Consider the following 22953-nt stretch of genomic DNA (forward strand, 5'->3'; position numbering starts at 1 on the left):
GCCTCAGCCGTTGCCGGCCAGCTCGGCCAGGACGGCGTCGGTCAGGGCCGGCCACGCCTCGACGGCCCACGGGCCGAAGTCCCGGTCGGTCAGCGCGACACAGGCCGCGCCGGCCGCCGGATCCACCCACAGGAACGTCCCGGACTGCCCGAAGTGCCCGAAGGTGCGCGGCGAGGAGCCGGCGCCCGTCCAGTGCGGGGCCTTCCCGTCGCGGATTTCGAAGCCCAGACCCCAGTCGTTGGGCTTCTGGTGGCCGTAGCCCGGCAGCACCCCGGTCAGTCCCGGGAAGACCACCCGCGTCGCCGCCGCGAGGGTTTCCGGCGCCAGCAGGCGCGGCGCCTGGAGCTCGGCCGCGAAGCGGACCAGGTCCGCGACGGTGGAGACGCCGTCCTTGGCCGGGGAGCCGGCCAGCTCGGTCGAGGTCATGCCCAGCGGGGCCAGCACCGCCTCGTGCAGGTACTGCGGGAACGGGATGTCGGTGGCCTTGGCGAGGTGGTCGCCGAGCGCCTCGAAGCCGGCGTTGGAGTAGATCCGGCGGGTGCCCGGGGCGGCGACCTGACGTGCCTCGTCGAACGCCAGCCCCGAGGTGTGGGCGAGCAGATGACGGACCGTGGAACCCTCCGGGCCGGCCGGCTCGTCCAGCTCGACGGCGCCCTCCTCGACGGCGAGCAGCACGGCGTAGGCGGCCAGCGGCTTGGTGACGGACGCCAGCGGGAAGCGGTGCTCCAGCGGACCGTGCGATCCGGCCACCGAGCCGTCGGCCCGTACGACGGCGGCCGCGGCGGTGGGCACCGGCCAGTTCTCGATCATCCCCAGGCTCTGCATGGTCCCGAGCCTACGGGGTGCCCCCATGCCTTCAAATTCCGGTCAAGACTGCTCACGGCCGGTGCTTGCTTGGAGTGCACTCCAACTCTTTAGCGTTGGAGAGGTCGTAAGGCGCCCGGCGGAACCTCCGGCGGCGCGACGACATCCGGGGCGGCGCGCGCACCGGGAACGAGTAGGGGGAAGACGCGGCATGACGGTGACCCAGAGCGAACCGGTGACCAGCAGCGGAGTCGTGGCCGGTCTGCCTCAGACGGTGTGCCCCAGGCAGCCGCCGGCGACGGTCCGGGGCTGCGGGACCGCCCGCAGCAGCTATCCGCGGCCGGCCGGCCGCGACCGGTACACCATCAGCGAGGTGGCCCAGCACACCGGTCTGAGCGCCCACACCCTGCGCTGGTACGAGCGGATCGGCCTGATGCCGCACGTGGACCGGACGCACACCGGGCAGCGCCGCTTCACCAACCGCGACCTGGACTGGCTGGACCTGGTCTCCAAGCTTCGGCTGACCGGTATGCCGGTCGCCGACATGGTCCGGTACGCGGAGCTGGTGCGGGAGGGCGAGAGCACCTTCGCCGAGCGCGAACAGCTGCTCACCAAGCACCGCGAGGACGTGCGGCAGCGGATCGCCGAACTGGAGAGCACGGCGGACGTCCTCGACTACAAGATCGGTATCTACGCCGACGCCCGGCGGGCGTCCGGGAAGGTCTGAGGGTTCTCATGGCGAACGACACGAAGATCGGCACCGTCCAGCTGGGCACCGACGGCCCGCAGGTCGGTGTGCAGGGCCTCGGCTGCATGGGAATGAGCTGGGCCTACGGCCCCACCGAGGACGCCGGCGAGGCGCGGGCCACTCTGGAGCGCGCGCTGGAGCTGGGCATCACGCTCTACGACACCGCCGACGTCTACGGTGACGGCGAGAACGAGAAGTTCATCGCCCCCTTCGTCCAGGCACACCGCGACGAGGTCGTCCTGGCCACCAAGTTCGCGCTGGGCAGCGACCCGAAGGACCCCTACAAGCGCACCATCCGCAATGACCGGCCGTACATCCGCCAGGCCGTCGAGGGCAGCCTGGAGCGCCTCGGCGTCGAGCAGATCGACCTCTACTACATGCACCGCCGCGACGTGACCGTCCCCATCGAGGAGACGGTCGGCGCGATGGCCGAGCTGATCGCCGAGGGCAAGGTGAAGCACCTGGGCCTGAGCGAGGTGACCGCCTCCGAACTGCGCGCCGCGCAGGCCGTGCACCCGATCGCCGCGGTCCAGTCCGAGTGGTCGCTCTTCAGCCGCGACATCGAGGAGGGCGTGGTGGCGGCCGCCGCCGACCTCGGCGTGGCCCTCGTCCCCTATTCGCCGCTCGGCCGCGGCTTCCTCACCGGTTCCTTCGTCCACGCCGACAAGGAGCTGGCCGCCGACGACTTCCGCCGCCAGCAGCCCCGCTTCACCGGCGACAACGCGGCCGCCAACGCCGCCCTGCTGGAGCCGGTCCGCACGGTCGCCGACGCGCACGGCGCCACCCTCGGCCAGATCGCGCTGGCCTGGGTGCAGCAGCAGGCCGTCACCCGCGGACTGGCGGTCGTCCCGATCCCCGGCACCCGCAAGCGCAGCCGGGTCGAGGAGAACGCCGGCGCGACCCGGATCGAGCTGGCCAAGGAGGAGCTGGCCCTGCTGGAGCCGATCGCGGCCAGGGTGGCGGGCGACCGCTACGCCGACATGCGGTTCACCTCGGCCGGGCGGGAGTAGCCCCGGCCGGCGGAGCGCCACGGGGCGCCGCGACGGGCCGCGGTCGGCTCGCCACGGCGCCCCGGGCGGCCGGGCCCGGCCCGGTGGTGCAAGGCCGGCTCGGCCCCTGCACCACCGGGCCTATCCCTACGCCTATCCCTACGCCTATCCCTACGCCCACCCCTACGCGTACCCCAGCGCGAACGCCGCGAAGGCCGCCGCCAGCACCGCTGCGACCGTCCGCCGGGCCCGGCCGGCCCCTGTCCACGGTGCCTCGAAGCGGCGGGTCACCGCGCTGATGAGGACGAGCAGGACGGCGAAGACCGGCATCCACGCCAGCCGTGCCGCGATCCAACCGAGCGCGTCCGGCACGGTGGTCAGGCCCGGTACGGCGCCCGCGAACGACGCCGGAACGGCCGCCGCGAACATCGCCGTCTGGTGCCAGCACAGGATCGTCATCGCCGACAGGTTGATCACGACCACCGGCGCCCACAGGGCGGGCCGCCGCAGTAGTCGGGCCAGCTTGTCCCGGAGCAGCACCGCCGCCCCGGACTGGGCCGCGGCCAGCGCCAGGACCAGCAGCGACGGGGGGTGGGAGTTGGTCCGGTCCTGACCGGGGACGCCCACCATGCTCGCCGGGTAGTGGAAGAACAGCAGCAGTGCGGCGAACAGCGCGACGCCGCCGCACAGGAGGCCCCAGGCGGTGCGCCGGCCCAGCCGCCGCTCGCCCCAACAGACGCCGAGTTGGTAGGCGAACAGCCAACCGGGCAGCAGGTTGAGCAGGTCCAGCCAGGACGGCACGGCCGCGGCGAACGGCCCGTAGCGCAGGAAGTCCACGGCGGCGACCGACACCAGCAGCGGCACCGCACTCCAGACGCCCAGCTTTCGCGCGGCCGCGGCGCAGTACGGCGTGAGCGCGGTGACCACGACGTAGATGCCGACGAACCACAGCGGCTGGATGACCAGTGTCGCCCCCGTGCGCAACGTCGCGGTGGACACTCCCAGGGCGTGCAGCAGCGGGATCAGCGCGGCCCAGACGGCGGTTACGCCCAGCACCGGGCGGCCCAGGCGGGCGAGCCGGCCGCCCAACCACCGGGTGGTGGAGCCGCCCCGTGCGGTGGTCCGCCGCAGGGACAGCACCGAGGCATGGCCGCCGACCAGGAAGAAGATGCCGAGCATCTGGAGCAGCCAGCTCGCCGGGGCGAGGAAGCCGAGCGCGGTCAGCGGGCTGGCGTTGTGCAGTGTGCCGTCGGCGTCCCGGGCGAAGCCGTCCAGCAGCCAGTGCCCGGCGGGGACGGCGAGCAGGGCGAGCGCCCGGAGGCCGTCGATGGCCCGGTCGCGGTGGGCCGGGGTGCGGGCGTCGAGGGCACGGACGGCAGTGCGGGCCCGGGAGCGCAGGAGGGCGACGGGGTTCCCCGGAGGCGTCCCGACGTTCGGCTCGGTGGTCATCTGGCGTCCTTCCAGGGCGGGGTGACAGCAGGGGCCCTACGGACCCGGTGGCCGGATCCGGCCGGATCCGGCCGGCGCGGCCTAGCGCACGTCGCCGTAGCGCCCCAGCGCGATCGCGGCGAAGTTGCGGAGGGAGTCGGTGCCCGGAGCGAGGTAGCCGGTGTGGCCCTCGGCCCGCTCGGCGGGGACCCGACGGGCGCCGAACGCCGGATCGGTGGGGTCCGCACCGTGTCCCAGGCCCAGCAGTTCGACGTGCGGGACGTCGCCGATCCAGTCGGAGGCGTCCCGCGCGGCCCAGACCCGGGCCGCGGTGTGCAGCTCCGCCGCGTTGTCCTGGCGCATCCCGGGGGAGCCGAAGACCACCAGGTCGGCGAGCTGGCCACGGGCGGTGTGCGGGACGGCCAGCCCGCAGACCACCGATCCGTAGCTGTGGCACAGCACGGTCGGGGCGGGGGCGCCGGTGGCGGCCAGACCGGACAGGAAGCGGGTCAGCCGGGGCGCGCCGGCCTCGGCGAGCCGGCCGGTCGCGGCGTCCGGGCCGAGGCCGACCGGGGTGGTGTACCCGACCCAGGCGATCACCGCGGTCCGCACATCGGGTGCCTCGGCGGCCATCTGCCGGCGCAGCGACGTGGCCATCCCGGTCGGTGTGCCGTACGGGTCGGTGGTCCGGTCGAACGTGGTCAGGTCGATGTCGGAGCCCGGCACGATCACCGCGACGCGCCGGGCGGTCGCCAAGTCGCCGTGGACTTCGGCCACTTGGCCGCGGTCGCGCGGGTCGAAGGCGAGGATCCGGCGGCCGGGCGCGAGCAGCGCGGTGTAGCGCTCGGCCGCCTGCTTGGCCTGTTGGTGGTCCTGGAGGGTGCCGGCCGGGTCGGTGGCGCGGGCCGACTCCCGGTCCCGTTCCGTGCGCAGGGCGCGGGCGTTGGCCTCGTACCGCAGGGCGACCGGCGCCCCGTCGAGGTTGCCGACGGTGAGTGGGTGCCGGGCGGCGAGCGCCCGTTGCTGGGCGTCGGTCAGCCCGGCGAAGAACCGGGCGACCTCGGCGGGGGAGGCGCTCGCCGGATCGGGCAGGGGGACCCCGAGCGTGTGGTCGGCGCGCCAGGCGGCGGCGCCGGGGGCCGGGCCGGTGACGGCGGTCTGCGTGGAACCGGCTGCCCAGCCACCGGTCCCCGCGACGACGGTCAGCGCGAGGACGGCGGCGGCGAGCGTCCGCTTGCTGCGCCGGGCGGCGCTCCGCAGCACGGTCATGGTGGTCTCTCCCTCTTCCAGCGGTGTGGCGGAGGGAAAGGTAGGAAACCGGTGGGTGGCGCGGCGTCACACCGCGGAGCCAACTCCCGGGTGATACCGGGGTAGGGGGTCCCGACCGGCGGTCGTCCCCCGGGAGGAGAAGCCGGGGGCTGCCCTCTAGGGGAAGGGGGGGCTACCCCTAAGGGCGGGTGGGGACAACCCGAAACGGCGGTATCAGCGCTCGCCGGGCGAGACCAGTCCCGACTCGTAGGCGAAGATCACGGCCTGGGCGCGGTCACGGAGCTCCAACTTGGCCAGCACCCGGCCGATGTGGGTCTTCACGGTCTGCTCGGCGAGGATCAGCCGCTCGGCGATCTCTTGGTTGGACAGGCCGCGGGCGATCAGCTCCAGGACCTCCGTCTCGCGCGGGGTGAGGCCGTTGAGCCGGAGAGCGGTGCGGTCGGTGCGGGGCGCCGGCCGCTGGCGGGCGAAGTCGGCGATCAGCCGGCGGGTCACCGACGGCGCGAGCAGTGCTTCCCCGGCCGCCACCACGCGGACCGCGGAGATCAGGTCGGCCGGGGGAGCGTCCTTGAGCAGGAAGCCGGACGCGCCCACGCGCAGCGCCTCGTAGACGTAGTCGTCGACGTCGAAGGTGGTCAGCATCAGCACCTTCGGGCGGTGGGTGACCCCGGCCGGTGGATCGAGCAGCCGACGGGCCGCCTCCAGCCCGTCCATCTCCGGCATCCGGACGTCCATCAGCACCACATCGGGGTGCATCCGGCGGCTCAGCTCCACGCCCTGCACGCCGTCCGCCGCGTCGCCCACCACGTCGATGTCGCTCTGCGCGGCGAGCAGCGCGGCGAACCCCGCCCGCACCATGGCCTGGTCGTCGACGATGATCACGCGGGTCGTCATGGGGCGTCGGGGTCCTTCGCTGAGTGGGGGCCGGACGGGGAGAGCGGTGTGGAGAGCGGGAGTTGGGCGGCGACCCGGAAGCCACCGTCGGGCAGCGGCCCGGTGTCCAGCGTGCCATCGACCAGGCGCACCCGCTCCCGCATCCCCACCAGACCGTGCCCGGTGCCGCTGGTCTCCAACGGCGCGGACACCGGCGGGGCGGGCGCTTCGTTGACCACCAGCACCGTCAGCCGCGAGCCGTCCTTGGTCGTCGTCACCGACACCCGGGTCGGTGCGCCCGGAGCGTGCCGCACCACATTGGCCAGCGCTTCCTGGACGATGCGGTACCCCGACAGATCCACCGCAGGTACGAGCGTCACCGGCTCCTCGGGCAGCACCAACTCGACCGGCACACCGGCCCGTACGGTCGCCTCGACCAGCTTCGGCAGCTGGCCGATCCCCGGCTGCGGGGCCTTCTCGGGGCCGCCGTGCCGCTCGGTCTCCTCGCTGCGCAGTACCCCGAGCAGCCGGCGCATCTCGGCCAGCGACTCGCGGGCGCTCGCCGCGATCGCCCCGAACTCCTCCTGGGCCTGCTGGGGTATCCCGCTGATGCGGTACGGCGCACTGTCCGCCTGGACCGTGATCACCGACATGTGGTGGGCGACGACGTCGTGCAGCTCACGGGCGATGCGGGTGCGCTCCTCCAGCAGGGTGCGCCGGGCCCGCTCCGCCTCGCTGATGGTCTCCTGCTCCTGCAACTTCCGCTGAGCGTCGCCCCGTTCCCGCAGAGCGCCACCGAGCAGCAGCACCACACCGGCGAGCACGAACATCAGCACCCAGGTGCTCTCGCTCCCCTGGGGCGCGACCGCCTCGCCGAGGATCCCCGCCACCCCGGTGGTGCACCAGACCGCGATCAGCGTTCTCCGGCGCTCGCGCACCGACAGCGCCACCATCAGCGCGAGATAGCCGACGATCACCGTGGGCGGCCACGGCCAGGGGCGGCCCACGACACCGTCGGCGCCGATCAGCACCGCGGCGCAGACGACGTCCGCCGCGAACATCACCCACCACGCCTGGAGCGGCCGGGTCACCGCGAGCAGCAGCGGCACGCTCTGCGCGGTGGCCAGCGCACCGGCCAGGCCGCCGGCCATGCCGTATTCGTTGTGGAGGAGGTTGACCCCCGACGGCAGCAGCGACACCGCGAAGGCGAACGCCACCACGTACGGCAGCCGGCGCACCCAACGGCTCCGGACGCTGCCGAAGAGCGGGGTGCCGGGACGGGTCGGGGTGCCGAGCTCGGTGGCGAGCACCCGCAGCGCTGGCCGCGTGGCCCGCAGCACCCGGCGGGCGATGCGCAGCGCGGTGGCGCGGGTCGGCCGGCGCCCGTCGTCGCCGGCCGGCTCGTCTTCGGGGGTGAGAGATCGTTTGGACATCGCGGGATCAATGTAAGCGGACCGCACGCGCCCCGGCGTCATACCGTGGTGCGGGCTTCCGCCCCGTACCACGGTATGACGCGGGCGCCGGTGGGGCGGGGGCCGGCGGTGACACGAGGCCGGTCGCGGCCGGCGGGCCGGGGCTCCGGCGGGCCGGCGCTACAACTCCGCCAGCAACTCCGCCTTCTTCGTGCTGAATTCGTCGTCCGTCAGCAGCCCCGCCCCGTGCAGCTCGCCGAGGTGCCGGATCCGGTCCGCGATGTCGGCGGGGTCCCGGCCGGTGCTCCCGGCGCGCCGCACCGGTGTCCGCTCCAGGCCGTCCGGTGCCGGCTCGGCGGCCCGCACGGCCTGGAGGACGGCGGCCGCGAACGGCAGGGACTCGTGTACCGGGCCGTAGCCGAGCCCGAAGACCACCGCCGCCGGATCCTGGTCCGCCTCGCCCGACCGCGTCTCGGGGGCGTCGCGCGCCAGCAGCCGCAGATAGCCGTTGAAGACCTCCGGTGAGCGCCACTCGACACCGGTCAGCTCGCCGATCGCGAAGGTCTGGTCGCCGCTCTTCCACTTCGCCGACGACGCGCCCGTCCAGAACCAGCGGAAGGCCACCGACCGGCCGTCGAAGGACGCCTTGCCGTCGTATGCCTTGAAGTGCAGCGGGGGTTCCGGCGCGGTCACCAGGTGCCGGTCGGCGGGTTCCTGGGCGGCGGGGCCCAGAGCGGTGCGCAGTTCGTCCGCGTAGTAGGAGGCCAGCGCCTCGCGCTCGGCCGGCAGCACCAGCCGGTACGGGTCGGCGTCCTCCTTGAGCTGTCCGCTCGCCGCCTCCATCAGGGGGTCGGCGCCCGGTCGCGGCACGGCGTGCAGCACCACCGTGCCGCGCCTGCCCGTGGAGACCTCGACGGATCTCAGCGCCTCGTACGGAATGCGTCGCTCGCCGAGTGCCTGGAACAGCTTCGGCCTGCGGATCCCCCGTTCGAAGCGGATGAGTACGGAGTCCGAGTCGAACTCCCAGACGGCGTGAAAACCGGCCAGCACATCACCCATGTGGCTCATCGTATGCGGGTGGTTGCCCGCCCGTCCCCCTTCCGGACACCTGCGCTACGCGTGTCACGGGAACCCGGTCGCCGGGTGCTCGCTCTTGCCCTGTTCACGTCACTCGACGTGGCCGCGGTTCCCGCGGGCAGTGCGGGACGGCCGTCAGGCCAGGTCCACGCTGCAGTGGGGGTCGCTGGCGGCGCAGTCCACCGACCCGAGGTCGCCCACCCCGACCAGCGCGAAGTTGTGCAGGCTCTGGGTGCCGGGCGCGAAATAGCCGGCGTGACCGGCCGCGCCCTGGGCCGACAGGATCCGGGCCCCGAAGGACGGATCGACCGGGTCGGCGCCGTGGCCGAGCCCGCCGACCTCCAGGTACGGCACGTCCTGGATCCAGTCGTCGGCGTCCCGCATCGCCCAGACCCGGGCGTGCGTGTCCAGGCCCGACAGGCTCCCGGCGCGCATGCCGGGGCTGCCGGCCACCGCGATGTCGGTGACGTCGTCGGGAAGGTTCCGGGCCGCGAGTCCGCACACCACGGACCCGTAGCTGTGGCAGAACAGCGAGACGGAGTCGGTGGACGGCAGCGCGTCCACCAGGGCGCGCAGTCGGACCGCGCCGGCCTCGGCGAGCTGTCCGGTGGCGGCCTCGACCCCCAGTCCGGACGGCGTGGTGTAGTCGGCCCAGGCGATCACCGCGGTACGGGTGCCGGGGCTGGCCGTCCGCTCGGCGGCGTAGAGGGACTCCGCCATGCCCACGGGGGCGGCGGTGGCCTTGGCGGTGCGCTCGAAGGTCGACAGGTTGGTGTCCACGCCGGGCACCACGACGGAGACCCGGTCGGCGGTGGCGAGGTCGCCGAAGACCTCCGCGGCCCGGCCGTCGCCCGCCGGGTCGAACGCCAGGATCTGGCGGTCGGGGCTCATCAGCGATTCCATGCGGTGCATCAGCCGGCTCGCCTCCTGGCGGCCGACGGGGGTGAGCCGGTGGTCGCCCATGCGCCGTTTCTCGATCTTGCGGGCGGCGTCGATCGCCATCCGGTTGGCGCGGTAGCGGAGGGCGACGGGGGCGCCGCCCATGTTGCCGACGACGAGCGGATAGCGGGCCGCGAGCTGCTGGCCCTCGGCCCGGCCGAGGGAGGCGAAGAAGGCGCGCAGGGTGGCCGGGGTGGCGTCCGGGGCGGGCAGCGGCCGTCCGTGGAAGGTGGCGTGCCGCCAGGCGGCTCTCGCCGTTGCCAGCGGGTTGGCGTCCTCCTTGGTGTTTCTGATGGCCGTCCAACCTGTCAGGGCGAGCATCACGAACACCACCAGTAGGGCGAGCGCGGCACGCCACACGGTGGACTGGAGGAAACCGGAGGAGGGGCCGAGGCCCGGGAAAGAAGTCACCGCGGGCCACCCTAGGAGACGCGGCAGGGTGCGCGCCGACCACCGTGAGGCATCTCACGTTTCAGGCAGGGTATTTGTGTCAAATCCGACACATCGGAACGGCGTCCGACGCTCAGGCGTGCGCGCCCCCTCTCGTTCGGAAAGGAACCGGTCACGCACCGGGCGAGGCTCGTTACGCCTGGTCGTAGGCGTGCTCAGGTCAATGCGACGGGCCCCGGTCCGCCCGCCAGTCGGTCTCGATCGCCGGCCCGATGTGGTCCAGATAGGAGCGCGTCACCTCGCGGATCCCCTCCACGCTGCAGTCGTGCCCCTCGCCCCACACCTTCCCGGCCACCCGCATCACCCCGCTGAACGCCGCGACCAGCACCCGCGGCCGGGGGTCGGCGTCCACGTCCAGCCCCTCCCGCCGGGCGATCAACTGGGCGATCTGCTCCTCCAGTTCGGTGTAGCGCCGCAGGTGCGCGGCGACCAGCGCCGGGGTCGACTCGATCATCTGGAACGTGCGCATGTACAGGTCCACCGGGATCACCGACGCGATGACGTTGCCGATCTCGTCCCAGGCGGTCAATACCGCGCTGCGCAGGGCGAGCAGCGGCGGCTCGTCCGCCGGTCGGGCCGCCAGCTTCTGCAGGAAGCGGGCCTCGACCATGTCCTGGACGGCGAAGGTCACTTCCTGCTTGTTGCTGAAGTACCGGAAGAAGGTGCGTTGGGAGACGTCCACCGCCTCGGCGATCTCGTCGATCGTCGTCGCCTCATAGCCCTGCTCCGTGAAGAGCTCCAGAGCCGCACGGATCAGGGCATCCCGTGTGCGTTGCTTCTTGCGCTCGCGCAGTCCGCCGGTGGGGACTGTCTGCGGCGTCGGGTCCGCCATCCTGCGCCGCCTTTCCGCGGTGTTCTCGCTGCTCAGGATACCTGTGAGCTAAATGACAGTTACCGACTCATGAATTATTTTGTCAACTGTCAGTAGCTGACATTAGCCTCGAAGTATGAGCTCTCAGACCCCGGTCGCCCACCTCGCACCGGAACTTCCCGTACCGGAGCCTCGCAAGGGGCTGCGGGGCCATCCCTGGTTGACTCTCTTCTCCGTCGCCATCGGGGTGATGATGGTGGCGCTCGACGGCACGATCGTCGCCATCGCCAACCCCGCCATCAAGGACGATCTGAACGCGTCGCTCGCCGACGTGCAGTGGATCACCAACGGCTACATGCTCGCCCTGGCCGTCTCGCTGATCACGGCCGGCAAGCTCGGCGACCGCTTCGGCCACCGCCAGACCTTCCTCATCGGCATCGTCGGCTTCGCCGCCGCCTCCGCCGCCATCGGCTTCTCCAGCCAGGTCACGCTGGTCATCGTCTTCCGCGTGCTCCAGGGGCTGTTCGGCGCACTGCTGATGCCCGCCGCGCTGGGCCTGCTGCGCGCCACCTTCCCGGCCGAGAAGCTGAACATGGCCCTGGGTATCTGGGGCATGGTCATCGGCGCCTCCACCGCCGGCGGCCCGATAGTCGGCGGACTGCTCGTCGAGCACGTCAGCTGGCAGTCCGTGTTCTTCATCAACGTCCCGGTCGGCGCGCTGGCCCTCGTCCTCGGCCTGGTGATCCTCAAGGACCACCGCGCGCAGAACGCCCCCCGCTCCTTCGACATCCCCGGCATCGTGCTGCTGTCCGGCGCGATGTTCTGCCTCATCTGGCCGCTGATCAAGGCGACGGAGTGGGGCTGGGGCTCCATGACGACCTGGGGCTTCCTGATCGGCGCGGTCGTCCTCTTCGCGCTCTTCGCCGTCGTGGAGACCAAGGTCCGCGAGCCGCTGATCCCGCTGCGGATGTTCCGTTCCGTGCCGCTGACCGCGGGCACGGTCCTGATGGTGCTGATGGCCTTCGGCTTCATGGGCGGCCTGTTCTTCGTGACGTTCTACCTCCAGAACGTCCACGGCATGAGCCCCGTCGACAGCGGACTGCACCTCCTCCCGCTGACCGGCATGATGATCGTCGGCTCGCCGCTCGCGGGCGTGCTGATCACCAGGTTCGGCCCGCGCATCCCGCTGGTCGGCGGCATGGTCATCACCGCCGTCGCGATGTACGGCATGTCCGGGCTGGACGCCAACACCACCACCGGCCCGATGTCCGTCTGGTTCGCGCTGCTCGGCCTGGGCCTCGCGCCCGTCATGGTCGGCGCGACCGAGGTTATCGTCGGCAACGCCCCGCTGGAGCTCTCCGGTGTCGCCGGCGGTCTCCAGCAGGCCGCGATGCAGGTCGGCGGCAGCCTCGGCACCGCCGTGCTCGGCGTGGTGATGGCCTCCCGTGTCGACCACGACCTCCCGGGCAACTGGCAGGGGGCCGGCCTCCCGCCGCTGTCGCCCGAGAAGCTGGCCCTGGCCTCCGACGCCGTCTCGGCGGGCATCGCGCCGGTGCCGAAGGGCACCCCGAAGGAGTTCGCCGAGAAGATCGCCGGGGTCGCCCACGACACCTTCGTCTCCGGTATGGGTCTGGCGTTCTCGGTGGCCTGCGGCGTGGCGGTCCTCGCCGCCGTCGTCGCGCTCTTCACCAAGCGCGGTGCGAACGCCGCGGCGGGCGCCGGCGTCGGCCACATCTGACCACCACCGCCCCGGAGTTCCACGGCGTCACCCGGTCCGCCCCAGCGGCGCGCGGCCGGCCGAACCACCCCCTCGGCCGGCCGCGCGCCGTTGCGCGTACGGGCCCGGGCCCAGGGCCGGGTCCGGGTCCGGGGCCAGGCTCGTCGGTCGTCATCCGCCGTCAACCTGCACTCCAGCACCGCCCCCCACCGGCAATCGCCGCTGCCCAGGCCGCAGTTGACCTCCGAACCGAAGGCGTATCCCTCGTTCGGATGGCCCGAGGCGGGAACCAACGGGCCGGGTCCCCGCCTCCTGGACCGCGGCCCCGTCCAACTCCCTTGCCGTAGACCAGAGGAACGGTTTCCGCACTTCGCCCCCGCCGGCCACGACACGTCAACTCCGTTCACCCGCAGCCCGGTTCACGACCGGTGAGTTATCCCCATACCTGATCCGGGTGGAGGAGCCGCCGCGGGCTTGGCGGACGCGCCCGTTCCGCCGCACGCTCGAACCCGAACCCGCTGCGGGCACCCGCCCGCCGCGGACAACACGGCCGTGGCCCGCGCCAAGACCCGCGCGGCCCACCACGGCCACGACACGGGGGAGCGATTCTCATGCGCATCCACACGTCCGGCACGTCCCGCACGGTCCGCAGCGCCGCACTTCTCACCGGCCTCGCCGCGGTGGCCGCGGCGCTGGCCACGCCGTACCTCCTGGGCACCCCGGCCGCCCACGCGGCCAGCCGCGGCCGCACCGCCACCGCGTCCGGTGACTGCTCGGCCGGGCAGCTGTGCCTGTGGCCGAAGTCGGACTTCGGCGGCCGTCGACAGACCTACGAGCTGTCCGGCACCGACATCGAGAGCTGCGTGACCCTCCCCAAGGGGATGACCGCCGCCTCGCTCGCCAACCGCACCGGCCGCCCGGTCACCACCTACCAGAGCGCGGTCTGCGCCGAGACCGGCGAGTTCGACACCTACCCGGGCGGCGGCAGCTGGGTGCCCCGTTCCCCGTACCAGGTAAGGGCGTTCAAGCTGTGGGAGCACTGAACGGTCCGGCCCCGGCGGACGCACCGCGCCCCCTGACCGGCGGGCTTCGCCGGTCGGGGGGCGCGGGGGAGACGGTGCGGCGGACGGCCGCGGGGAGGTCAGGCGTCGCCGCCGGCCTCACCCGCGTCGGCGGCCGTCACGTCCAGCAGCTGGTAGCGGTCGATGGCCTGCTTGAGCAGCGAGCGGTCGACCTTGCCCTCCCTGGCCAGCTCGGTGAGCACGCCCAGCACGATCGACTGGGTGTCGATGTGGAAGAAGCGGCGGGCGGCACCGCGGGTGTCCGCGAAGCCGAAGCCGTCGGCGCCCAGCGACTGGTACGTGCCCGGCACCCAGCGCGCGATCTGGTCCGGGACGGACCGCATCCAGTCCGAGACCGCGACCTTCGGGCCCTCGGCACCCTGGAGCTTGCGCGTCACGTACGGCACGCGCTGCTCCTCCTCCGGGTGGAGCAGGTTGCGCTCCTCGACCTCCACCGCCTCGCGGCGCAGCTCGTTCCAGGACGTCGCCGACCACACGTCGGCCTTGACGTTCCACTCGTCGGCGAGGATCTGCTGGGCCTCGACGGCCCACGGCACCGCGACGCCCGAGGCAAGGATCTGGGCCCGGTGCTCGCCCTTCTCGCCCGCCTTGATCCGGTGCAGACCCTTGAGGATGCCCTCGACGTCGACGTCCTCCGGCTCCGCCGGGTGCAGGATCGGCTCGTTGTAGACGGTCAGGTAGTAGAAGACGTCCTCGCCCGGCTGGCCGTCGGCGGTCTCGCCGTACATCCGCCGCAGACCGTCCTTGACGATGTGCGCGATCTCGTAGCCGTAGGCCGGGTCGTAGGCGACACACGCCGGGTTGGTCGAGGCCAGCAACTGGGAGTGGCCGTCGGCGTGCTGCAGGCCCTCACCGGTCAGCGTCGTGCGGCCGGCGGTCGCGCCGAGCACGAAGCCGCGCGAGAGCTGGTCGGCCATCTGCCAGAACTGGTCGCCGGTCCGCTGGAACCCGAACATCGAGTAGAAGACGTAGACCGGGATCAGCGGCTCGCCGTGGGTGGCGTACGCGGAGCCCGCCGCGATCAGCGACGCGGTGCAGCCGGCCTCGGTGATGCCGTCGTGCAGCATCTGGCCGGTCGGGGACTCCTTGTAGGCCAGCAGCAGCTCGCGGTCCACCGACTCGTAGGTCTGGCCCAGCGGGTTGTAGATCTTGGCCGACGGGAAGAACGCGTCCATGCCGAAGGTGCGGTACTCGTCCGGGGCGATCGGCACGAAGCGCTTGCCGATCTCCTTGTCCCGCATCAGGTCCTTCAGGACGCGGACGAACGCCATGGTCGTGGCGATCTTCTGGTGCCCCGAGCCCTTCTTGGCGGTGGCGTACGCCTTGTCGCCGGGCAGCTCCAGCGGCTTGGCACGCACGACCCGGGTCGGCACATAGCCGCCCAGCCCCTTGCGGCGGTCGTGCATGTACTGGATCTCTTCGGACTTCGGGCCCGGGTGGTAGTACGGCGGCAGGCCGTCCTCCAGGTCCTTGTCCGGGATCGGCAGGTGCAGCCGGTCGCGGAAGCGCTTGAGGTCCTCGACCGTCAGCTTCTTCATCTGGTGGGTGGCGTTGCGGCCCTCGAAGTTCGGGCCGAGCGTCCAACCCTTGACGGTCTGGGCCAGGATCACGGTCGGCTGGCCCCGGTGGGCCTTGGCCGCCGCGTACGCCGCGAAGATCTTCCGGTGGTCGTGACCGCCACGGCCCAGGTGCAGGATCTGGTCGTCGGTCATGTTCTCGACCATCGCACGCAGCCGGTGGTCGTCACCGAAGAAGTGGTCGCGGATGTACGCACCGGTCTCGGTGGCGTACGTCTGGAACTGGCCATCGGGGGTGCTGTTGAGCTTGTTGACCAGGATGCCGTCGCGGTCCTGCGCCAGCAGCGGGTCCCAGCTGCGGTCCCAGACCAGCTTGATGACGTTCCAGCCGGCACCGCGGAACTGCGACTCCAGCTCCTGCATGATCTTGCCGTTGCCGCGGACCGGGCCGTCCAGCCGCTGGAGGTTGCAGTTGACGACGAAGGTCAGGTTGTCCAGGCCCTCGCGGGCGGCGATGGACAGCTGGCCGAGCGACTCCGGCTCGTCCATCTCGCCGTCGCCGAGGAACGCCCAGACGTGCGACTTGGAGGTGTCGGCGATGCCGCGGGCCTCCAGGTAGCGGTTCATCCGGGCCTGGTAGATCGCGCCGAGCGGGCCGAGGCCCATCGAGACGGTCGGGAACTCCCAGAAGTCCGGCATCAGCCGCGGGTGCGGGTAGCTGGACAGCCCGTTGGGGGCCTTGGACTTCTCCTGGCGGAAGGCGTCCAGCTGGGCCTCGGTGAGTCGGTCCAGGAGGAAGGCGCGGGCGTAGATGCCGGGGGAGGCGTGGCCCTGGAAGAAGATCTGGTCGCCGCCGTCGCCCTCGTCCTTGCCGCGGAAGAAGTGGTTGAAGCCCACGTCGTACAGCGAGGCGGAGGAGGCGAAGGTGGCGATGTGGCCGCCGACGCCGATGCCCGGGCGCTGGGCGCGGGAGACCATCACGGCGGCGTTCCACCGGGTCGCGTTGAGGACCTTGCGCTCGATCTCCTCGTTGCCCGGGAAGAACGGCTCGTCCTTGGTCGCGATGGTGTTGACGTAGTCCGTGCTCCGCATCTCGGGCACGGCCACACGCCGCTCGCGGGCGCGCTCGATCAGGCGGAGCATGAGGTAGCGGGCACGTTCCCGGCCTCGCTCGTCGACGGCCGCGTCGAGCGAGTCGAGCCATTCCTGGGTCTCTTCGGGATCGAAGTCCGGGACCTGGCTGGGAAGGCCGCCAATGATGATCGGGTTTCGATCGGATCCGGAAGCCACGCTGTTCCTTCGTGTTCGGTTCGTGTCGTGCTCTGCCTGCTATTGCCGCTGCGCACGGGGACGAAAGCTGTTTGTGCCTTGTGTCGCGCCGTCTTCCATCGTGTACCGAGCCACTGGGATACGTCACCTCTACCGATGGGTAACCACCCGCTGAGAGATGGCGCGGAAAGGGCCGATACTTGTGGTCGGCCAAATCGCAACCATACGCGCATCTCGAAACGCCCCGGCGTGCGGCCGTGCGGCGCCGGCGGGGGGAGCCGAAAGGCTCCGATACCCTTCGCGGGGGCCTTTCCTTCCCGCCTACCCCATATACCCGGCACAATGCTGTGGTGCGTATCACTTCATGGTGTCCTGGTGGGGGCCGGGCCGCGGCGGTATGCCCGTCGATCGTCACCGTTTCGGCGGTCTCGACCGTCGGGTACTTGCGCGATCCGCCCGGCACGTGTGGACTACGGCCAATGCTCCGCGCACGCGCGGAGTCCCCGAGTACTTTCCGAAACATGACAGGAGGCAATCCGTGAGCGCGACCGCGGACCACGCGGAGGAGCGGACCAACCCTGCGGCCAAGCTGGGGTTCGAGCCCGGACAGGTGGTCCAGGAGATCGGCTACGACGACGACGTCGAGCAGGAGCTCCGCGAAGGCATTGAGGCCATCATCGGCCAGGAACTCGAGGACGAGGATTACGACGATGTCGCTGATGTCGTCGTCCTGTGGTTCCGAGACGACGACGGTGATCTCACGGACGCGCTGGTGGACGCCATCGGTCTGATCGACGAAGGCGGCCAGATCTGGCTGCTGACGCCCAAGACGGGCCGTGACGGCTACATCGAGCCGAGCGACATCAACGAGGCCGCACAGACCGCGGGTCTGTCCCAGACCCGGAGCATCAACGCGGGCAAGGACTGGACCGGCAGCCGGCTGATCTCGCCCAAGCGCTGATCGACCGCGCCACCCGACGTCCTCACCGAGCCCCTTCCGGAGTCGTTCCGGAAGGGGCTCGGTGCAGTTCAGGAGCGGTGCGCCGACCATCTGGGCGGACACGTAGGGTGGTCGCGTCCAGTAGAGGGTGACGCGGGAAGGAAGCAGTCCCATGGCGATCGAGGTCGGCACCAAGGCTCCGGATTTCGAGCTGAAGAACCAGCACGGCGAGCTGGTGAAGCTCTCGGACTTCCGCGGCGAGAAGAACGTCGTGGTGCTCTTCTACCCGTTCGCCTTCACCGGCGTGTGCACCGGTGAGCTCTGCGCGCTCCGCGACGAGCTGCCGAAGTTCGTCAACGACGACGTGCAGCTGGTGGCGGTCTCCAACGACTCCCTGTTCTCGCTGCGGGTCTTCGCCGAGCAGGAGGGCCTGGGGTACCCGCTGCTGTCGGACTTCTGGCCGCACGGCGAGGTCTCCCGGGCGTACGGCGTCTTCGACGAGGAGAAGGGCTGCGCGATCCGTGGCACCTTCGTCATCGACAAGGAGGGCGTGGTGCGCTGGACGATCGTCAACGGCCTGCCGGACGCCCGTGACCTCAACGACTACGTCAAGGCGCTCGCAGCCCTCTAGACCTGCCCGGTGGATCATGGCCGGGTCCGGACATCCGTCAAGATCCATGTGCGTTATCTGCATTCGGCGGGAACCGGTCACTAGGATCAAATCGTTGATCCGATGCCATGCACGATGGGGGCGCACATCTTGACGTACCCCTCGAATCTACGGGAGGACTCGTGGGAGTCAGCCTCAGCAAGGGCGGCAACGTCTCGCTGACGAAGGAAGCCCCCAATCTGACCGCCGTTCTCGTCGGTCTGGGCTGGGACGCGCGTACCACCACCGGTACGGACTTCGACCTGGACGCCAGCGCCCTGCTGACGAATGACCAGGGCAAGGTCGCCAACGACCAGAACTTCGTGTTCTTCAACAACCTCAAGAGCCCGTGCGGTTCGGTCGAGCACACCGGTGACAACACCACCGGTGAGGGCGAGGGCGACGACGAGGCCATCAAGGTGAACCTCGTCGGCGTCCCCGCCGACGTCCACAAGATCGTGTTCCCGGTGTCGATCTACGACGCCGAGACCCGCCAGCAGAGCTTCGGCCAGGTCCGCAACGCCTACATCCGCGTGGTCAACCAGGCCGACGGCAAGGAGCTGGCGCGCTACGACCTGAGCGAGGACGCCTCGACCGAGACCGCCATGGTCTTCGGCGAGCTGTACCGCAACGGCGCGGAGTGGAAGTTCCGCGCCATCGGTCAGGGCTACGCCTCCGGCCTGCGCGGCATCGCGCAGGACTTCGGCGTCAACGTCTGACCGCACGGCACGACCGTGTCCGGCGCCGTACGCCCCGATCGGGGAGTGCGGCGCCGGGCGCGTTTCCGGGGCGTGCGCCGCGCCCCGCACCGACACCGGGGAGGAAGCGAACACCATGGGCGTCACGCTCGCCAAAGGGGGCAACGTCTCCCTGTCCAAGGCCGCTCCGAATCTCACACAGATCACGGTCGGCCTCGGCTGGGACGCGCGGTCCACCACTGGAGCGCCCTTCGACCTCGACGCCAGCGCGCTGCTGTGCCGGTCGGGTCGGGTGCTGGGGGACGAGTACTTCGTCTTCTACAACAACCTCAAGAGCCCCGAGGAGTCCGTCGAGCACACCGGGGACAACCTCACCGGTGAGGGCGAGGGCGACGACGAAACGATCCTGGTCGACCTCACCCAGGTCCCCGAGCAGGTGGAGACGATCGTCTTCCCGGTCTCGATCCACGAGGCCGATCTGCGCGGTCAGAGCTTCGGGCAGGTCAGCAACGCCTTCATCCGAATCCTCAACCAGGCCGACGGCAGCGAACTCGCCCGCTACGACCTCAGCGAGGACGCCGCCGGCGAAACCGCGATGATCTTCGGAGAGGTCTACCGCCGCAACGGCGAATGGAAGTTCCGGGCCGTGGGCCAGGGGTACGCGTCCGGCCTGCGGGGCATCGCCCTGGACTTCGGGGTCAACGTTTCATAAGCCGTTACGACACCGCCCGGTCGTCGGCGGTGTCGGAACGTGTGTCGTCCGCCGCGGGCCAGGCGCGGCGGGCGGCACTATCGGGCTGCCGTCCGCGAAGAGTGGGAGCGCGGTCCCCGACCTGCGGCTCTCCGGCCGGGTGGGGGCCGACCGCCCCGGCCGGGAAGTGCGCGCTCTAGACTTCGGGTCAACGTTTTGCAAAGCGCCGCGCACTGCGCGCGGGGGACCCACACAGCGAAGGATTGGGTAGGCAGTGCTCCTGAAAACCTTTGGCTGGTCGTTCGCCATCACGGTGCTCGGCCTCGGCCTGGCCGGCGTCCTCTGGGGGTGGCAGGGGCTCGCGATCGTCGGGATCCTGTCCATCCTGGAGATCTCGCTGTCCTTCGACAACGCGGTCATCAACGCGGGCATCCTGCGCAAGATGAACGCCTTCTGGCAGAAGATCTTCCTCACCGTCGGCATCCTCATCGCGGTGTTCGGCATGCGGCTGGTCTTCCCGGTCGTCATCGTCGCGATCACCGCGAAGATGGGGCCGATCGAGGCGGTCCAGCTCGCCATCAACAACAAGGCGCACTACGAGGAGCTGGTCACCAGCGCCCACCCGGCCATCGCGGCCTTCGGTGGCATCTTCCTGCTGATGATCTTCCTCGACTTCATTTTTGAGGACCGCGACTACACGTGGCTGTCGTGGATCGAGAAGCCGCTCGCCCGGATCGGCAAGCTCGACACCCTCTCCGTCGTCGTCGCCCTGGTCGTCCTGCTGGTGAGCGCCGTGACGGTGGCGCCGCATGCCGCGCACGGCGCCGGTGACAAGACCACCACGGTCCTGTTGGCCGGCATCGCGGGCCTGGTCACCTACCTCGTCGTCGGCGGTATCTCCGGCTACTTCGAGGGTCGGCTGGAGGACGGCGAGGAGGACGGCGAGGACGGCGCCGGGGCCGCGGTGCAGAAGAAGGGCAGCGGGGCCGGCGCCGCGGTGGGCCTGGCCGGCAAGGCGGCGTTCTTCATGTTCCTCTACCTGGAGGTCATCGACGCCTCGTTCTCCTTCGACGGTGTCATCGGCGCGTTCGCCATCACCAACGACATCTTCGAGATGGCACTGGGTCTGGGCATCGGCGCGATGTACATCCGCTCGCTGACCGTCTTCCTGGTCCGCAAGGGGACCCTGGACGACTACGTCTACCTGGAGCACGGGGCGCACTACGCCATCGGCGCGCTGGGCGTCATCCTGCTGGTCACGATCCGGTACGAGATCAACGAGGTCATCACCGGCCTGGTCGGCGTCGTCCTGATCGCGCTCTCCTTCGGTTCGTCGGTGCTGCGCAACCGGCGCGAGGGCAAGCCGGGCGAGGCGTCATCGGCGCAGTCGGAAGTGTCGTCCGGAGTGTGACGGGCCCCTGAATGAGGAACGCTTTCTGCGGGGCGGCCACGGGGACACACCCACGGCCGCCCCGCACTGGGTAGGGGCCACAAACGAGGGGGTGGGCAAAGTGTCGTTCCTGGAGAACTTGTGGCGTGGCAACGCGCCGAAGTTCGACGGCGGTGGCGCGTCGTACGTCGTCGAGCTGACGAAGCGGAATCCGGTCGTCTCGCTGACGAAGCAGGGGGCGGCCAGCGGCCATCTGCGGGTCAATCTGAGCTGGCAGATGCGGACCTCGGACTTCGGCGAGCGGGGTGGGCAGCGCTCCGGCAGTCTGCTGCGCAACCCGGGCAAGCTGTTCCGGCCCGAGATCGTGCAGGCGCAGGGCCCGGCCGTGGTCAACGTGGATCTCGATCTGGCCTGTATGTACGAGCTCACGGACGGCAGCAAGGGCGTGGTGCAGCCGCTGGGCGACTTCCTCGGCGACCTCAACGCCCCGCCGTTCGTCAAGCTCAGCGGCGACGACCGGTTCGGTTCCGGGTCCGGTGAGACGCTGTACATCAACCTGGACCACCGCGACGAGATCAAGCGGCTGCTGATCTTCGTCTACATCTACGACGGGACCCCGGCGTTCGACCGCACGCACGCGGTGGTGACGCTCTACCCGAGCACCGGGCCGCGGGTCGAGGTCAAGCTGGACGAGCGGGCGCCGCAGGCCCGTTCCTGCGCCATCTTCATGCTGGAGAACGGCAAGGACGGCCTGTCGGTGCGCCGCGAGGTGAAGTACGTCTACGGCTTCCAGGCCGAGCTGGACCGGCTGTACGGCTGGGGCCTCCAATGGGGCCGCGGCTACAAGTCGAAGGTCTGAGCAACCGGGCGGGCCCGCCCGGCACCCCGGCCGTTTCCGGTGCGTCAGCGGCGCTGGAACTGCGGCCCCTGGGGCGGCAGGACGAACGCCGGGTCGGGCATGAAGGGTTGCGGCTGCTGCGGCGGCGCCGGGTAGCCGTACGCCGGGGCGGGCTGCGGCTGCTGTGGATAGCCGTAGGTGGGCGGCTGCTGGGGCGGGTAGGGCGGCTGTTGCGGCGGCGGGCCCGGGTAGCCGCTGTGCTGCGCTTCGCCTCGGCTGCCGAACATGCCCTCGGACGCAGGGCCCGCGGGCTGGGCCGGGGGCTGCATCGGCGGGGGCGGGACGTTGGCCGGGTAGCCGTAGCCGCCGGTGGGGGTGGGGGGGAGCGGAGCGGCGGAGAACGGTTCCGGCATCCGGTCCGGTACGTGCTGGGTGACCGCCGCCGGGTCCGACTGCGGAGCGCCGGTCGGCGGGGCGGTGGCCTCCTCGGGCCAGGCGCCGGGCGGCGGGGAGACCGGGCCGGACGGGGCCGGGCCGGGCGGGGCGGGGGTCGGCGCGCCGGCCGCTGGGCGTTCGACGGCCGTGGTGGGGTCCTCGCCCTGCGGGTCCGCGGTGGACGCCTCGGGGGACGGGGAGTCGGCGGCCGGCGGCTCCCCGTCCCCCGCCTCCGGGGGCGCGGGGGGCTTGCGGGCCGTCCGACTGGTGGACGCGTCGTTCTCGTCCACCGAGATGCCGAATTCGGTGGCCAGGCCGACCAGTCCGCTCTCGTAACCCTGGCCGAGCGCACGGAACTTCCAGCTGTCCCCGCGCCGGTACAGCTCACCGCAGATCAGCGCGGTCTCCTCGCCCGTCTCGGGCACCACGTCGAAGACCGCCAGCGGCTCCGCGCCGTCCGCCGCCGCGTCGTACAGCAGCACCCGTAGGTCCGTCACCCCGCCGAACGGGCCGCCGTCCGAGGAGGCGGCGAGCACCACCCGCGCCACCGAGGTGTCCAGCGGCGTCAGCTCCGCCTCGATGGTGTCGGTCAGGGCATCGGTCAGGCGGGCCTTGGGCAGGTGCCGGACCAGGCCGCTGGGGTGTCGCGGCTGGTTGTAGAAGACGAAGTCCTCGTCGGAGCGCACGTGCCCGTCCGGTCCCACCAGCAGGGCCGAGGCGTCGACGTCGGGGACGCCGGTGCCCGGCGTCCAGCGCAGGACGGCCCGGACGGCCGTGGCGTCGAGGGGTACGTTCGACCCCTTCAGCATCGCGTGCGTCATGCCGCAATCCTGCCTTCCCCGCGGTGGCGGCCACAACGCGGGGGCCGGGCCCGGTGCTTCCCGGACACCTGGTGGCCGCGTCGGGGTGGCCGGACGGCGGCGAGAA

20 protein-coding genes are annotated in these 22953 nt (G+C 71.4%); 10 read left to right on the plus strand and 10 right to left on the minus strand.

Features of this window, described 5'->3' with window-relative positions:
* Positions 1 to 3 precede the first annotated feature (3 nt).
* Complete coding sequence (locus ACO0M4_RS26070) at positions 4 to 825, minus strand: serine hydrolase domain-containing protein (protein WP_430373333.1); 822 nt, start codon at positions 823 to 825, stop codon at positions 4 to 6.
* Positions 826 to 1015: 190 nt separating this feature from the next.
* Between ACO0M4_RS26070 and ACO0M4_RS26075 the strand changes: the two genes are divergently transcribed.
* Entirely contained in the window at positions 1016 to 1531 is a 516-nt protein-coding gene (locus tag ACO0M4_RS26075; protein WP_430373334.1) for a MerR family transcriptional regulator, read from the plus strand.
* An 8-nt stretch (positions 1532 to 1539) separates the two neighbouring features.
* Positions 1540 to 2562: an aldo/keto reductase gene (locus ACO0M4_RS26080; RefSeq protein WP_430373335.1), complete on the plus strand. Its 1023-nt coding sequence runs from the start codon at positions 1540 to 1542 to the stop codon at positions 2560 to 2562.
* A 162-nt stretch (positions 2563 to 2724) separates the two neighbouring features.
* Here ACO0M4_RS26080 and ACO0M4_RS26085 read toward each other — a convergent pair whose 3' ends face one another.
* From ACO0M4_RS26085 to ACO0M4_RS26115, 7 genes are all read right to left on the minus strand, one after another.
* The gene (locus ACO0M4_RS26085) at positions 2725 to 3990 is read right to left on the minus strand and encodes an acyltransferase family protein (protein WP_430373336.1); all 1266 of its coding nucleotides are present in this window, start codon (positions 3988 to 3990) and stop codon (positions 2725 to 2727) included.
* Positions 3991 to 4071: 81 nt separating this feature from the next.
* On the minus strand, positions 4072 to 5238 hold the full coding sequence (locus ACO0M4_RS26090; RefSeq protein WP_430373337.1) for an alpha/beta hydrolase: 1167 nt from the start codon (positions 5236 to 5238) through the stop codon (positions 4072 to 4074).
* A 213-nt stretch (positions 5239 to 5451) separates the two neighbouring features.
* Complete coding sequence (locus ACO0M4_RS26095) at positions 5452 to 6132, minus strand: response regulator (protein WP_430373338.1); 681 nt, start codon at positions 6130 to 6132, stop codon at positions 5452 to 5454.
* On the minus strand, positions 6129 to 7544 hold the full coding sequence (locus ACO0M4_RS26100) for a sensor histidine kinase (RefSeq protein WP_430373339.1): 1416 nt from the start codon (positions 7542 to 7544) through the stop codon (positions 6129 to 6131). Before ACO0M4_RS26100 ends, ACO0M4_RS26095 begins: the two co-directional genes overlap by 4 nt.
* Before the next feature lie 159 nt (positions 7545 to 7703).
* Entirely contained in the window at positions 7704 to 8582 is an 879-nt protein-coding gene (locus ACO0M4_RS26105; RefSeq protein WP_430373340.1) for a DUF4429 domain-containing protein, read from the minus strand.
* 153 nt (positions 8583 to 8735) lie between these two features.
* On the minus strand, positions 8736 to 9950 hold the full coding sequence (locus tag ACO0M4_RS26110; protein ID WP_430373341.1) for an alpha/beta hydrolase: 1215 nt from the start codon (positions 9948 to 9950) through the stop codon (positions 8736 to 8738).
* 199 nt (positions 9951 to 10149) lie between these two features.
* Positions 10150 to 10821: a TetR family transcriptional regulator gene (locus tag ACO0M4_RS26115; protein WP_430373342.1), complete on the minus strand. Its 672-nt coding sequence runs from the start codon at positions 10819 to 10821 to the stop codon at positions 10150 to 10152.
* A 115-nt stretch (positions 10822 to 10936) separates the two neighbouring features.
* On the opposite strand from ACO0M4_RS26115, the gene ACO0M4_RS26120 reads away from it, so the two are divergent.
* Together ACO0M4_RS26120 and ACO0M4_RS26125 are read left to right on the plus strand one after the other, a co-directional pair.
* Positions 10937 to 12538, plus strand: a complete 1602-nt coding sequence (locus tag ACO0M4_RS26120) for an MFS transporter (protein WP_430373343.1) — start codon at positions 10937 to 10939, stop codon at positions 12536 to 12538.
* Positions 12539 to 13128: 590 nt separating this feature from the next.
* On the plus strand, positions 13129 to 13560 hold the full coding sequence (locus tag ACO0M4_RS26125; protein WP_430373344.1) for a peptidase inhibitor family I36 protein: 432 nt from the start codon (positions 13129 to 13131) through the stop codon (positions 13558 to 13560).
* Positions 13561 to 13658: 98 nt separating this feature from the next.
* On the opposite strand, the gene aceE is transcribed toward ACO0M4_RS26125, so the two are convergent.
* Complete coding sequence (aceE, locus tag ACO0M4_RS26130; RefSeq protein WP_430373345.1) at positions 13659 to 16406, minus strand: pyruvate dehydrogenase (acetyl-transferring), homodimeric type; 2748 nt, start codon at positions 16404 to 16406, stop codon at positions 13659 to 13661.
* 517 nt (positions 16407 to 16923) lie between these two features.
* Between aceE and ACO0M4_RS26135 the strand changes: the two genes are divergently transcribed.
* The 6 genes from ACO0M4_RS26135 to ACO0M4_RS26160 all read left to right on the plus strand — a co-directional run bounded on the left by ACO0M4_RS26135 (position 16924) and on the right by ACO0M4_RS26160 (position 21612).
* Positions 16924 to 17346: a DUF3052 domain-containing protein gene (locus ACO0M4_RS26135; protein WP_430373346.1), complete on the plus strand. Its 423-nt coding sequence runs from the start codon at positions 16924 to 16926 to the stop codon at positions 17344 to 17346.
* Positions 17347 to 17497: 151 nt separating this feature from the next.
* Complete coding sequence (locus ACO0M4_RS26140) at positions 17498 to 17956, plus strand: peroxiredoxin (protein WP_430373347.1); 459 nt, start codon at positions 17498 to 17500, stop codon at positions 17954 to 17956.
* Between the two features lie 161 nt (positions 17957 to 18117).
* Positions 18118 to 18693 carry a TerD family protein gene (locus ACO0M4_RS26145; RefSeq protein ID WP_390023474.1) on the plus strand — a complete coding sequence of 192 codons (576 nt, stop codon included), beginning with the start codon at positions 18118 to 18120 and terminating at the stop codon, positions 18691 to 18693.
* Between the two features lie 115 nt (positions 18694 to 18808).
* Positions 18809 to 19384 (plus strand): TerD family protein, encoded by a 576-nt coding sequence (locus ACO0M4_RS26150; RefSeq protein WP_430373348.1) that lies wholly within the window; start codon positions 18809 to 18811, stop codon positions 19382 to 19384.
* A gap of 253 nt (positions 19385 to 19637) precedes the next feature.
* Positions 19638 to 20774: a DUF475 domain-containing protein gene (locus ACO0M4_RS26155; protein WP_430373349.1), complete on the plus strand. Its 1137-nt coding sequence runs from the start codon at positions 19638 to 19640 to the stop codon at positions 20772 to 20774.
* A gap of 100 nt (positions 20775 to 20874) precedes the next feature.
* Positions 20875 to 21612 (plus strand): TerD family protein, encoded by a 738-nt coding sequence (locus tag ACO0M4_RS26160; RefSeq protein WP_430373937.1) that lies wholly within the window; start codon positions 20875 to 20877, stop codon positions 21610 to 21612.
* A 44-nt stretch (positions 21613 to 21656) separates the two neighbouring features.
* Here ACO0M4_RS26160 and ACO0M4_RS26165 read toward each other — a convergent pair whose 3' ends face one another.
* On the minus strand, positions 21657 to 22847 hold the full coding sequence (locus ACO0M4_RS26165) for a TerD family protein (RefSeq protein WP_430373350.1): 1191 nt from the start codon (positions 22845 to 22847) through the stop codon (positions 21657 to 21659).
* Positions 22848 to 22953: the final 106 nt, after the last annotated feature.

This window comes from Streptomyces sp. RGM 3693 (genome assembly GCF_050471125.1).
In the GTDB taxonomy this organism is placed as follows: Bacteria; Actinomycetota; Actinomycetes; order Streptomycetales; family Streptomycetaceae; genus Streptomyces.